The organism is Brachyspira pilosicoli (assembly GCF_019402445.1).
Classification (GTDB): Bacteria; Spirochaetota; Brachyspiria; order Brachyspirales; family Brachyspiraceae; genus Brachyspira; species Brachyspira pilosicoli_B.
This window is the reverse complement of sequence record NZ_SRZM01000128.1, coordinates 1-11,866: the sequence shown is the minus strand read 5'-3', so window position 1 is coordinate 11,866 and position 11,866 is coordinate 1. Positions and strand designations below refer to the sequence as shown.

Sequence of the window (11,866 nt, the reverse complement as noted above, 5' to 3'; positions counted from 1 at the left end):
AATGATAACATATTATTAAATTCAATATTATCAAACTCTAATCGTTGCATTTTATAAAAATTAGAATGTAAAAATACTAATAGTTTATTAAAATTAGAATTATAAAACCCAACATTTAATTGCAAAGTAGTATTGCGAAAATATACTGAACCATTAAAGTTAACATTTTGAATGCATAGCCCACAAGAAATTATAATATTTTCAAAATTAATATTATAGTTTAATTCATATTTATCTTCTTTTTTGTACTAAAATATTGAATTATATTCTCTAAACTGAAAGGAATTAGAATTTTATCTTCAACATTATTATTAGTTATAATTCCTATATTTAAAGTGTAGTATTTTTCTTCTTCGTCTGTGATAGTTATAGTATTATATTCAAGATTTTTTCCTTTATTAAGAGCTTGACTTAGTAAATCTAATTTAAGATATGATATCAATTGTGCTTCTGTTTTGCATTCTTTAATATTTTTTGGGGATAATATTGTTTCATTAAGGTCTAGTATGGTCATAAAAATCTCTTAAAAAATCATACTTCTATTATAACCCAAATATGTAAATCATCAAGAATATATAAGGTGATAATAAGTGCTTGCAGTTCTTTTGGTTCTTTTATACCAATACCAAAAGGTACCTACTCGGTAAAAGAACTGGGGTGCTGCACGGTGTGTACTTCGTTAAGGGTAAAGCCCTGCAAATATTTTAAAAGTTCAATTATTTTAAAATAAAAAATGCATGCATTTATAATGCATGCATTCATAAGGCAATATATTTTTTAAGCTATTTCTATTCTTTTCTCATACTTAACTTCTTCTTTCTTTGGAAGAGTAAGAATCAATACGCCATTTTCAAAATTAGCAGCTATATTATCAACATCTATAGATTTATCGCTTATGTTAAAGCTCTGCTCATATTTTGAAACAACTTCTTCTTTATCGCCCTCTTCACTTTTTATAACTTTCTTTCTCTCAGCATATATTGAAAGTATGTTCTCTTTTACTCCAATCTCTAAATCTGATTTTTTTACTCCAGGCATATCCATCTCTATTGTATAGCCCTTATCATCTTCATATATTTTATAATTTCTTTGATACAAAGAATAATCTCTCATACAACTATCTCCTCTATGACATCTATTATTAAACATTGGGAAAAACATTCTTGACATAATACTAATCTCCTTTATTATTTTATATTTTATTTTTAAGCTATTTCTATTTTTTTCTCATACTTAACTTCTTCTTTCTTTGGAAGAGTAAGAGTTAAAACACCATTTTCAAAATTAGCAGAAATGTTTTCAATATCTATTCCTTTCACGCTAATATTAAAGCTTTGTTCATATTTTGAAACAACTTCTTCTTTGTCATCAGTTTTTGACATTCTCTTTCTCTCAGCATATATTGAAAGCATATTCTCTTTTATACCAATATCCAAATCCTCTTTTCTTACACCAGGCATATCCATTTCTATAGTATAGCTATTATCATTCTCCTCTATCTTGTAATCGCTATATTTAGAAACGCTATTTTCTTCATTATAAAAATTATCAAAATCATCTAATATAGAATGTAAAGCAGGTAAAAATATTCTTGACATAACAAAATCTCCTTTTTTCAATCAATAATAGTAAGTAGCATTTTTTATTTTTGCTACACTATATATTATGCAAGAATTATGCCAAATATTATTTAGCAAACTGTATATTTTTTATACGTTTATTATATATTTTTATCAAACTACTAAATACTAATTTTTATACATGTATTATTTATATACACAAATAAATACAACCTTGTAAACTTTTAATACTATAAATAAAACTCTTAAAAATAAATGTATCATAACTAATACAATAATTTTAAATATATTATATAATTACATAACAGTAAAATTAAGGAGTATAATTTATGCTCAAAGAGTTTAAAAATTTCATAATGCGTGGAAATGTAATAGATATGTCTATTGGTATTATAATAGGTTCTGCTTTTAGTAAAATAGTAAACTCATTCGTAGAAGATATTTTAATGCCTCCAATAGGCTTAATGCTTAGCGGTATAGATTTTTCTAATATATTTATAGTGATAAAAAAAGGAATAGAAAATCAAGGACCATACACTTCACTAGAGATAGCAAAAAATGCAGGTGCTGTTGTTATAAGTGTTGGAATGTTTTTTAATGCTATAATAAGTTTTATAATCACAGCTATTTCAATATTTATAATAATAAAAGCTACAAATAAAATACAAGAAAAAATGACGAAAGAAAAGAAAGAAGATAAAAAAGAAATTAAAGTGTGCCCCTACTGTTATTCTAATATAAATATTAAAGCTATAAAATGTCCAAATTGCACATCGGATTTAAATTAAAATATTTATTTCATAAGTGAAAAAATAAATATATAAAAATTATTTAAAATATTACTAAATACAGTATTGTAAAATATGTATAAAGTAATATAATATCTAAATATACCATAACAGAGTATTTTTTTAGGAGATTATACTATGAGAGATAAAACTTTTTTGATGATACCTGGACCTACACCAGTACCAGAATCTGCCTTAATAGAAATGGCAAAACACCCTATGGCACATAGAAGCAAAGAATTTTCAAATATATTAAAAGAAGTTTATGAAGATTTAAAATATGTGTTTCAAACTAAGAATGATGTATTTTTGTTCACAGCAAGTGGCACTGGGGCAATGTGTGCTGCATTAGAAAATATTGTTAATGAGGGCGATAAGGTATTATGTTTAGTAATTGGAAACTTTGGAGCAAGATGGGCAAAAATTGCAGAAAGCAGAGGAGCAGAAGTTATAAAACTAGAAGTACCTCTTGGTGAAGTAATTAAACCTCAAATGCTTGAAGAAGCTTTAAATAAAAACAAAGACATAAAAATAGTAACACTCACTCATAGTGAAACTTCAACAGGTGCTGCTAATGATGTAAAAACATTATGTTCTATAATAAAAAAACATGGAGCATTATCTGTAGTTGATGGTATAACAAGTTTATGTGCTATGGAGTTTAAAACTGATGAATGGAATATTGATGTTGCATTGTCAGGCTCTCAAAAGGGATTTATGATAGCTCCAGGGCTTTCATTTTTAACTGCAAGCGAAGAAGCTTTTAAAATGCATGAACAATGTAAATATCCTAGTTTTTATTTTAATTGGAAAGAGCATAAAAAATCTTTAGCTAAAGATACTACACCTTTTACTCCTGCAGTAAGCCTTATAAGCTCACTTCATATATCTTTAAAAATGATTAAAGAAGAAGGAATTGAAAATGTTAATAAAAGACATAAAAAACTTTCTCTTGCTTTAAGAGCTGCCATAAAAACTATAGGCTTAAAACTTTTTGTAGAAGATGATAATAATGCAAGCTATGCAATCACTTCAATACTTCCGCCAGAAGGAATCACTGTTCCAGATATAAGAAAAACTTTGAAAGATGATTATGATATTATTGTAGCTAATGGACAGGGAAGTTTAGAAAACAAAATATTTAGAATAGGTACTTTAGGATTTGTATGCGAGAGAGATTTAATAATGGCTGTTGGTGCTTTGGAAGCGAGTCTAATTAAATTAGGATATAAATTTGAAGTTGGAAGCGGAGTTAAAAAATTAATAGAAGAGCTAAATAAATAATATTTTTATAATTCTTATATAACAAGAGTGTGGCAGTATGCACTCAAAATAATAAACAAGAACTAAAAAATTATTATTAAAAAAATAATACTAAAAAAATATAACACACTTAAATTAGATTAATTAAATGGAGATTACACAATGAAAGTTTTGATAACTGATAAGATAAATGAATGCGTTAAGGATATAATATCAGATGTTTCTGAAGTAGTATTTCTTCCAACTATGAGCGAAGATGAACTTGCTAACATTATATACGAATATGATGCTTTAATGGTGAGAAGTCAGACAAAAGTTACAAGAAAAATAATAGAAGCTGGAAAAAACTTAAAAATTATAGGACGTGCTGGAGTTGGTGTTGACAATATAGATGTTGAAGCTGCTACAGAAAAAGGAATAATAGTAGTAAACTCTCCAGATGGAAACACTATTGCGGCATCAGAGCATACTATTGCTTTAATGCTTGCCATATCAAGAAATATAGTTCCTGCTGTAGTTTCTACAAAAGAAGCTAAATGGAACAGAGATAAGTTTACAGGAAATGAACTTTTTGGAAAGACTTTAGGTGTTATGGGTTTTGGAAGAATAGGAAGAAAGGTTGTTCATATTGCTCTTTCTATTGGAATGAAAGTTATAGTATACGACCCATTTGCTACAGAAGAAATTGTACAAAAAGTTGGAGCCGTATACGAAACTTCTTTAGATGACTTTTTATCTAAACTTGATTATTTATCTCTTCATATACCAAAAACTCCAGAAACAAATAATATTATAAACAAAGATAATTTATCCAAGATGAAAAAAAATGCTATCATTATAAATTGTTCAAGAGGAGGACTTGTTAATGAAGAAGATTTAAAACAGGCATTAGAAAACGGCACTATAGCAGCTGCTGCAGTTGATGTTTTTGTTAATGAACCAAAGATAGAAACTTGCCCATTAGTTGAATATAAAAATGACAATTTAATACTTACTCCTCATCTTGGTGCTAGTACAAAAGAGGCTCAAATTAATGTTGCCTTAGATGTTGCTAAACAAATAAAACAAGTATTATCTGGAGGATATACTGAATCTGCTGTTAATATACCTTCACTTAATCCTGAAAAATTAGAGCCTGTAAAAGACTATATGAAGATAGCAGAAAATGCAGGTGAAATGATAATGCAAATATCAACAGGCAAAATTAAATCTTTTGAAATAACAGCACAGGGAGAGTTAATTAATTTAGATATTCAGCCTCTTGAAGTAGCAGTATTAAAAGGGGCATTATCTTCAATGCTTCAAGATGTAAACTATGTTAATGCTCCTTATCTTGCAAAGCAAAGAGGAATAGAAGTAAAAACAATAAAATCTGAAACTCCTTCTACATTTACAGGCATATTAAAAGTAAAACTAACTACAGACAAAGAAGTTAATAATGTATCTGTATCTCTAATAGCTAAAAATATCGCAAGAATAGTTAAGCTAAATGATTATGATGTTATAATAAAACCTCAGCCTCATATATTAATAGTACCGCATATAAACCAGCCTGCTATGATAGCAAAAGTTGCAACTGTATTATCAAGTGATGGAATAAATATTGGTTCTATGAATGTATCAGAAAACATAAAAGGAAGTAATATGTCTATAATGGCTATAAACGTTGACAGAGTGATAGATAACAATATGATAGAAAAAATATCAAAAATAGACGGAGTTCATCAACCAAAGTATGTTAAACTTACTTCAGGATATACACTATAAGGATAAATATAAATGAAATTAGCAGTTTTTGATTTTGACTCCACTTTGATGGACGGTGAAACTCTAGACATTATTGCAAGAGAAACTAATTTTGAAAAAGAGATTTCTGAAATTACTGCAAAAGGAATGAGAGGCGAGATTGATTTTTTTGAAAGCTTAGAGATGAGGGTTGCTTTGCTTAAGGGAACAAAATTAGAAACTGTTAATGAAATTTGTAATAGCCTTCCTGTAATGAATGGAGCAAAAGAAACTATTCAAGAGCTTCACAAAAAAGGCTATAAATGTGTATGTTTTTCTGGAGGATTTAAAAATGCAACTACCCTATTTGTAGAAAAACTTAATTTAGATGGAGAGTTTGCAAATATCTTTCATACAAAAAATAATATACTTACAGGAAAAGTTGGTGGCGAGATGATGTTTTCAAACAGCAAGGGAGATATGCTTGTAAGATTACAAAAGCTTCTTAATGTTTCCTATGATGATACTTTGGTTGTGGGTGATGGTGCTAATGATTTAAGCATGTTTAAATATGCTAAAAAAAAGGCAGCATTTTGTGCTAAAGAAGTTTTAAAAAAGGAAGCAAATATTATAATAGAGAAAAAAGATTTAACCCTTATATTAGATAAAGTTTAAATATATTTTCAAAGTTTTTATAAAATATTTAAACAACTATATTTTATTATATTTTTATTCAACTTTTTCCCGCAGCAAAAAGTTGAATAAAGTGCAAACACTACAACTTTATATTTTTACAATATATCTTTGATGTAATATAACATCTAAAATTAAACATATAGAAATACATTAAACAAAATAAATTATTATTGAATAAATTAGAAAATAAATATATACTCAGAAAAATTATTAAATAAAGGTAAAATATAAATGAAAAAAGCTAAGGCTATTTTGCTTCTTTCAGGCGGGCTTGACAGTATGCTTGTGGGAGCCATATTAAAAAGAGAAAATATTGATGTTCTTGCTGTAAGATTCGTTACTGGACTTGAATATCCTGTAATTAAAAATGAGCTTATGAATATACATTATGATGATCCTGCTAAAAAGGCTGCTGACTTTCTTAATATTCCAATAAGATTTGTTTCTTTGAAAGATAAATATATTGATATGTTTTTAAATCCAAAATATGGTTATGGAAGTTCTATTAATCCTTGTTTGGACTGCCATATACTTATGCTTAAAACTGCAAAAAAGATAATGGAAGAAGAGGGATTTGATTTTATTGCTACAGGAGAAGTTAAAGGGCAAAGACCTATGAGTCAAAAATCTCAAGACCTAATTAATTCCATAAGAGAAAGCGGACTTGATGGAAAACTTTTAAGACCATTATCTGCAAAGCTTCTTCCCATCACAATAGCAGAAAGTGAGGGGCTTATAAACAGAGAAAACCTTTATGATATATATGGACGAAGCAGACAAGTACAGATGGAGCTTGCTAAAGAGTTTGGTATAGATGATTATCCTATTCCTTCTGGCGGGTGCTGTTCTATAGTTGATAAAAGTTATGGAAGAAGATACGAGGAGCTAGTTTCTCACAATGGAAGAGAGATTATTAATATGGAGCTTATGCAGTATTTGGCTATAGGAAGGCATATAAGAATTGATAATAATGCTAAACTTATACTAGGCAGAAATGAAAATGAAAATGATGCATTAGAAAAAAGAGATAGAAAAAACGCTATTACATTTAGACCAAATTATAATAAAGGACCTTTTGGATATTTAGAGCTTTATGGTGAAGTTGATAATATAAAAGAAGCAGTATTAAAATCTGCAAACATAATGGGTTATTTCTCTAAAGAAGATAGTGAAACTTTGTCTATAACAGTTTCTTATGCTAATGATAAAAAAGAGATAATCGAGATAGATAATAAAAAATCTAAAGAGACACAATTTACACAGATATTATAATATGAATGAATATAATTCCAAAAAAAGATATTTAGGTGAGTTTTATACGCCTTTGATATTTGCTAAAAAATCTTTAGAGTATATTGATGATGTTATTTCTATAGCTGAATTTAAAAGCGGCAATTATAGAATATGGGATATGGCATGCGGAACGGGTAATTTAGAATATTATTTGGATAAAGAATTGTATAAATATTTGTATATGTCTACAATAGATGAAAATGATATTAATTATTGCAAGGAAAAGTTTAGAGGAGCTTGTTTGTTTCAATATGATTATTTGAATGATGATATAGTTGTTTCAGAAAATATTTTTAATTATCAAAAGCTTCCAAAAAAATTAATAAAAGACTTAAATAATAAAAACTTAAAATGGTTAATATTTATCAATCCTCCATATGCTACAAGTCAAGTTGCAGGTACAAATTCAAAAAGCAAAAAAAATGTAAGTATTAGCAAAATAAGAGATATTATGCACGCTGAAAAATTAGGTGAATCCTCAAGAGAGCTTTATGCACAGTTTATGTTTAGAATATACAGAGAGTTTTTAGATAGAGAAATTTATTTAGCAATATTTTCTAAAACAAATTATATAAAATCAAACAACAACGAAAAGTTTAGAAACAATGTTTGCAATTATAAGTTTATGAATGGTTTTATATTTTCTTCTTCTAATTTTGATAACACTTCAAAGACAACTCCTTTTCCTGTGAGTTTTATAATATGGAAAGTTTCAAAATTGTTTAATATAAAAAAAGAAAATATAGTGCTAGATATACTTGATGATGATGGAGAATTAAAAACTAAAAAAAATTATAGTGTAGTTTCTAGAGAAGAGCTATTAAATAAATGGATAAAAAGAACAAGAACAACATCATCGTTCGTGCCTCTATCATCTGCTATAGTTGTAAAAGAAAATGGTAAAGACATAAGAAATAAAATATGCGATGGTTTTATAGGTTCACTTATGAGCTGTGGAAGTGATTTACAAAAACAAAATCTCACAGCAATATTTTCTGCTCCTCAGGCTTCAGCAGGTTCTCTTTCTATTACAAAAGAAAATTTTGAAAAAGCTATGATTATACATGCTGTGAGAAGAACTGTAAAAGTTAATTGGCTTAATGGAAGTGACCAGTTTATCATACCAAAAAAAAGTTTTTCTGATGATTTTAAAAATGACTGTGTAGTGTGGAGTTTATTTTCTACTTCAAATCAAACCTCTGCTATGGATAATATTTATTATAATAATCAATATTACAAGATAATTAATCAATTTTATCCGTTTGATTATAAAGAAGTTTGTTGTAATAATGTTTTTTTTAGTTATGATAGAGAAAATAGATTTGTATGCTATTATTTAAAAAATATTTCTCTCACAAAAGAAGCAAAAGATTTAATTGATATTTCAAAAGAGCTTTATAAATATTTTTACAGTAATATAGAAAAAGTTAATACTGATAAATTCAAAATATCTCTTTGGGACACTGGTTTTTGGCAAATAAGAAAATCTCTTAAAGATGCTTTTCTTGCATTAGATATTCTAAAAGAAATAAAAATAAAAAGAAACATCTTAAGAGAAAATATTTTAAAAGAAATTGATAATTTTGTTTCTTAATTATTTACCCCAAACTCCACCAAACTTGAAACTTAAACCTATATAAAAATCATTGTCTACAGTATAATGACCATCTTCTTCATTATATGAAATTACACCAACTTGATTTCTATTTTCAAGCTCATAATATTGATAATTATTTTTATATACAGGGTCGTAAGTAAATGTATCTGAAATCATAATTTTAAAATCTTCTGTAACATTAAAAGTAAGTTTTAAAAATGCTCTATATTTAGGCTGAAAAATATCTTCACTGTTTGAATAAATATTATTATCATATACTCCAACATGTGTAGTGATATCTATAATCCATAACCTTCTAGCCTCAAAGAAAAGAAAACCGCTCATAGCATAATAAGGTTTATCTCCACTAAATGTTTGAATAGAAAAATCTGTATAATATCCTTCGTTATAATTATGAGTATTATTATTTTCATTGCCAGGAGAATATTCATTATCCCTTCTTATTCCATGTCTAAACCAAAATCCTTCTATACCAGCAGTAAATCTCCCATCTTTTCCATTTCTAAAATAGAAAAAAGCATTAATGCTATCTCCCCATTCTTTTATTGGTATAGAGCCTATTTCTGTAATTATTCCAGCCACACCTGTATTTATATAATCATTGCTGTATGATATTTTAGCCATTAATCCTTTAGATGAATTAGCATCAAGCCCCATTTCTCCATTAACCATACCAACTCCAATAAATACACCATAAAATGATGACTCTAACATAATACCTGTGTCGTATCTTGGTATAAGCTGACTTTCATAACCTATAGGCATATCTCTCGGTCCTGATAATACAGTTGCTTTGTTGCTGCTTACTGTGTGAAAATAAAATAGAGTAGGGAAGTATGATGTCATAGGTATATTTTTTGTGTATGGCTCTAATACTCCAGCCCTTATGCCAATATATTTAAAATTTACAAATAGGTTCATTTTAGAAAAGTCAAAAACAGGAGGCGACATATCTTTATAAAATCTTGCCTTGTGTGATAATGGTTCATAAAATCTAGCATTAATGTTTGCTTCAATAGATGCATATTTGTATTCTTTTATATAATGCAAATCGCCATAAAGAAGTACGCCCAATGTATCTTCATTTCCTGTTTGCTCTATTAAATCGCTCATTCTTCCGTATGCTGTCAATTCTAATGATGCACTTAGAACACCATATTTACCAGAGTTTGTATTTGTGGTTTGGTTATTAGTTGTTTGAGTGTATAATGTATTAAAAATATTAAAAATGATGATTACTAAAGACAAATATTTTTTCATAATATTACCCATTGTTTATTAATTCAGTCAATATAACATAAACAAATTAAAATATCAATTAAAATAATATATTGAATATTTATTCTTTTTTGATAATATATAAATATTAATTTTTAGGATATATTTATGAAAGCTTATGAAAGATTTATAAAATACACTACTTTTGACACTTCATCATCATCTGCTAATGAAAATAAAACACCAAGCTCTATTGGGCAGAGGGAGTTTGCTGAGTATTTATTAAAAGAGTTAAAAGATTTAGGGGTTAATAATTCTTATATTGATGATAAATCTTTTGTATATGCTGAAATTGCCGCAACTAAAGGAAAAGAAGATAAGCCAAAAATAGGTTTTATTGCACATTTGGATACTGTTGAAGATGTTAGCGGCAAAGATATAAAGGCTAATATAATAAAAAATTATGATGGAAAAGATATAGTTTTAAACAAAGAAAAAAACATAATATTTAGCGTTAAAGATTTTCCTAGTTTAAATAAATATAAAGGCTATGATTTAATAGTAACAGACGGAACAACACTTTTAGGTGCTGATGACAAGGCTGGTATTGCTGAAATTATGACTATGGTTGAAACTATAATGAAAGATAAGAGTATAGAACATGGTGAGATAAAAATAGCATTTACTCCAGATGAGGAAATAGGTTCTGGAATAGAGTATTTTAATGTTGAAGGGTTTGGTGCTGATTTTGCTTATACTATAGACGGAGGAGAACTAGGAGAAATAGAATACGAAAACTTTAATGCTGCTTCTTGTAATGTAATTGTTAATGGAGTTAATGTTCATCCTGGTTATGCTAAAAACAAAATGAAAAATGCAATATTACTTGCTATGGAATTTAATAATATGCTTCCTCAAAATGAAAAGCCTGAGTATACAGAAAATTATGAAGGGTTTTATCATCTATCATATATAGAAGGAAATGAAGAAAATGCTAAACTTGAATATATAATAAGAGATCATGATAGAGAAAAGTTTGAAAACAAAAAAAAGTTTATAAAAAGTATTTCTGAGTTTTTAAATAAAAAATATGGTAAAAACACATTTGAAATTAATATTAAAGACAGTTACTACAATATGAAAGAAAAAATACTTCCACATATGCATTTAATAGAAAATGCTAAGATGGCTTTTAATGAATGCGGTATAAAAGAAAAAATAGTTCCCATTAGAGGAGGCACTGATGGGGCTAGGTTATCATTTAGAAATCTTCCTTGTCCTAATTTATCTGCTGGAGGAGAGAATTTCCATAGCAGATTTGAATATATTCCTGTTCAATCTTTAGAGAAGATGACAGAGGTTTTATTAAAAATAATAGATATATATTCTAAATAAAATTTATATTAGAGTTTTTAATAATTTTTTTAATCCTTCATCTATAGTTGTAAAATTTATATTCATTAAATTAAGTAATTTTGTATTATCTAAGATACTATCATCTATATCACCATCTCTTTTATCTAAATAATTTATTTTGATATTTGATTTTGATATATTGATTATAGTATTTGCAAGATTATTTATATTTATAGAATTATTAGTTGAAATATTTAGAATCTCATTTGAAATATTTTTTTCTATAAAAAATAAAAATATTTTAGCTATATCTTCAACATATATAAAAT

Annotated in this window: 11 protein-coding genes and 1 pseudogene; 7 read left to right on the top strand and 5 right to left on the bottom strand. The window is 27.2% G+C overall.

What is annotated here, in order from left to right:
* Nucleotides 1-220: 220 nt before the first annotated feature.
* The 3 genes from E6A48_RS11955 to E6A48_RS05115 form a co-directional block, all read right to left on the bottom strand.
* Complete coding sequence (locus tag E6A48_RS11955; RefSeq protein WP_258018548.1) at nt 221-514, bottom strand: hypothetical protein; 294 nt, start codon at nt 512-514, stop codon at nt 221-223.
* Nucleotides 515-777: 263 nt separating this feature from the next.
* Nucleotides 778-1,170 carry an Hsp20/alpha crystallin family protein gene (locus E6A48_RS05120; RefSeq protein WP_219708998.1) on the bottom strand — a complete coding sequence of 131 codons (393 nt, stop codon included), beginning with the start codon at nt 1,168-1,170 and terminating at the stop codon, nt 778-780.
* Nucleotides 1,171-1,205: 35 nt separating this feature from the next.
* Nucleotides 1,206-1,598, bottom strand: coding sequence for an Hsp20/alpha crystallin family protein (locus E6A48_RS05115; RefSeq protein WP_219708995.1), 393 nt, complete (start codon nt 1,596-1,598; stop codon nt 1,206-1,208).
* Between the two features lie 311 nt (nt 1,599-1,909).
* Here E6A48_RS05115 and mscL point away from each other — a divergent pair, with 311 nt between their 5' ends.
* The 6 genes from mscL (at nt 1,910) to E6A48_RS05085 (ending at nt 8,939) form a co-directional block, all read left to right on the top strand.
* Entirely contained in the window at nt 1,910-2,368 is a 459-nt protein-coding gene (mscL, locus tag E6A48_RS05110; protein WP_219708992.1) for a large conductance mechanosensitive channel protein MscL, read from the top strand.
* Between the two features lie 138 nt (nt 2,369-2,506).
* Complete coding sequence (locus E6A48_RS05105) at nt 2,507-3,652, top strand: pyridoxal-phosphate-dependent aminotransferase family protein (protein ID WP_219708991.1); 1,146 nt, start codon at nt 2,507-2,509, stop codon at nt 3,650-3,652.
* Nucleotides 3,653-3,793: 141 nt separating this feature from the next.
* Nucleotides 3,794-5,398 (top strand): phosphoglycerate dehydrogenase, encoded by a 1,605-nt coding sequence (gene serA, locus E6A48_RS05100; RefSeq protein ID WP_219708989.1) that lies wholly within the window; start codon nt 3,794-3,796, stop codon nt 5,396-5,398.
* 12 nt (nt 5,399-5,410) lie between these two features.
* Nucleotides 5,411-6,031: a phosphoserine phosphatase SerB gene (gene serB / locus E6A48_RS05095; protein ID WP_219708987.1), complete on the top strand. Its 621-nt coding sequence runs from the start codon at nt 5,411-5,413 to the stop codon at nt 6,029-6,031.
* A gap of 252 nt (nt 6,032-6,283) precedes the next feature.
* Nucleotides 6,284-7,324, top strand: coding sequence for a thiamine biosynthesis protein (locus E6A48_RS05090; RefSeq protein WP_219708986.1), 1,041 nt, complete (start codon nt 6,284-6,286; stop codon nt 7,322-7,324).
* A 1-nt stretch (nt 7,325) separates the two neighbouring features.
* On the top strand, nt 7,326-8,939 hold the full coding sequence (locus E6A48_RS05085) for a hypothetical protein (protein ID WP_219708985.1): 1,614 nt from the start codon (nt 7,326-7,328) through the stop codon (nt 8,937-8,939).
* Here the strand turns inward: E6A48_RS05085 and E6A48_RS05080 are convergent, their stop codons facing one another.
* The gene (locus tag E6A48_RS05080; RefSeq protein ID WP_219708983.1) at nt 8,940-10,235 is read right to left on the bottom strand and encodes a hypothetical protein; all 1,296 of its coding nucleotides are present in this window, start codon (nt 10,233-10,235) and stop codon (nt 8,940-8,942) included.
* Between the two features lie 114 nt (nt 10,236-10,349).
* On the opposite strand from E6A48_RS05080, the gene pepT reads away from it, so the two are divergent.
* Complete coding sequence (gene pepT, locus E6A48_RS05075; RefSeq protein ID WP_219708981.1) at nt 10,350-11,576, top strand: peptidase T; 1,227 nt, start codon at nt 10,350-10,352, stop codon at nt 11,574-11,576.
* Nucleotides 11,577-11,579: 3 nt separating this feature from the next.
* Here pepT and E6A48_RS05070 read toward each other — a convergent pair.
* A pseudogene (locus tag E6A48_RS05070) lies at nt 11,580-11,866 on the bottom strand (NAD-dependent epimerase/dehydratase family protein); the annotation flags it as partial.

Bases quoted from the DNA above. Each gene is read 5' to 3' on its own strand.
- E6A48_RS05105 (WP_219708991.1), top strand. From the start codon at position 2,507: ATGAGAGATAAAACTTTTTTGATGATACCTGGACCTACACCAGTACCA.
- E6A48_RS05090 (WP_219708986.1), top strand. From the start codon at position 6,284: ATGAAAAAAGCTAAGGCTATTTTGCTTCTTTCAGGCGGGCTTGACAGT.
- serA (WP_219708989.1), top strand. From the start codon at position 3,794: ATGAAAGTTTTGATAACTGATAAGATAAATGAATGCGTTAAGGATATA.
- pepT (WP_219708981.1), top strand. From the start codon at position 10,350: ATGAAAGCTTATGAAAGATTTATAAAATACACTACTTTTGACACTTCA.
- E6A48_RS05080 (WP_219708983.1), bottom strand. From the start codon at position 10,235: ATGGGTAATATTATGAAAAAATATTTGTCTTTAGTAATCATCATTTTT.
- E6A48_RS05115 (WP_219708995.1), bottom strand. From the start codon at position 1,598: ATGTCAAGAATATTTTTACCTGCTTTACATTCTATATTAGATGATTTT.
- E6A48_RS11955 (WP_258018548.1), bottom strand. From the start codon at position 514: ATGACCATACTAGACCTTAATGAAACAATATTATCCCCAAAAAATATT.
- E6A48_RS05120 (WP_219708998.1), bottom strand. From the start codon at position 1,170: ATGTCAAGAATGTTTTTCCCAATGTTTAATAATAGATGTCATAGAGGA.
- E6A48_RS05085 (WP_219708985.1), top strand. From the start codon at position 7,326: ATGAATGAATATAATTCCAAAAAAAGATATTTAGGTGAGTTTTATACG.
- mscL (WP_219708992.1), top strand. From the start codon at position 1,910: ATGCTCAAAGAGTTTAAAAATTTCATAATGCGTGGAAATGTAATAGAT.
- serB (WP_219708987.1), top strand. From the start codon at position 5,411: ATGAAATTAGCAGTTTTTGATTTTGACTCCACTTTGATGGACGGTGAA.